At 59.2% G+C, this 753-nt stretch carries 1 protein-coding gene; it reads left to right on the forward strand.

Features of this window, described 5'->3' with window-relative positions:
- A partial coding sequence (locus BBA01S_RS39460; RefSeq protein WP_027821172.1) for an IS5 family transposase occupies positions 1-745 on the forward strand: 745 nt, incomplete at its 5' end.
- Positions 746-753: the final 8 nt, after the last annotated feature.

Consider the following 753-nt stretch of genomic DNA (forward strand, 5'->3'; position numbering starts at 1 on the left):
GTACCTGACCTTGATGAACAAGGACGCGCCTCAGCGTCGCTACGAATTGCGCGAGATGTTCAACGCTTTGCGCTGGATTGTCCGCGCGGGTGCGCCCTGGCGCCTGCTGCCCAATGACTTTCCTCCGTGGGAGGCGGTCTACCAGCAGACGCAACGCTGGATTCAGGCAGGCTGTTTCGAGGCGATTGTCAACGACCTGCGTTCGATTATCCGGGTGGCACAGGATCGCCGAGGTCAGCCCAGTGCAGTCATCCTTGATGGCCGTACCCTGCAGTCGACGTGCGAGAGCGGTCCACGCGCGGGCTACGACGGGTACAAACGCAAGAAAGGCAGCAAAGTACATATGGCGGTGGACACATTGGGACAACTGCTTGCGGTGCATGTGACGCCGGCCAACGAACAGGAGCGAGCACAGGTCGGAGAACTGGCGCGTCAGGTTCAGGAGGCGACGGGCCAGACGGTCAAGGTGGCGTTCGCCGATCAGGGATATACGGGCGAGGAGCCTGCGCAGGCAGCACTTGACGAAGGAATCGAGCTTCAAGTAATCAAACTTGCGGAGGCTAAAAAGGGGTTCGTGCTGTTGCCGCGCCGCTGGGTGGTCGAGCGCAGCTTCGGCTGGCTCAACCGCTTCCGACGTCTGGCAAGAGATTACGAGCGATTGCCCGAAACATTGGCTGGCTTGCATTTCGTCGTATTCTCCGTGCTTATGCTCGTCCACTTTGCAGCCCTTAACAAAAGTGCATAACACCTTCT

The sequence above is a fragment of the Paraburkholderia bannensis NBRC 103871 genome, assembly GCF_000685015.1.
Taxonomy (GTDB): domain Bacteria; phylum Pseudomonadota; class Gammaproteobacteria; order Burkholderiales; family Burkholderiaceae; genus Paraburkholderia; species Paraburkholderia bannensis.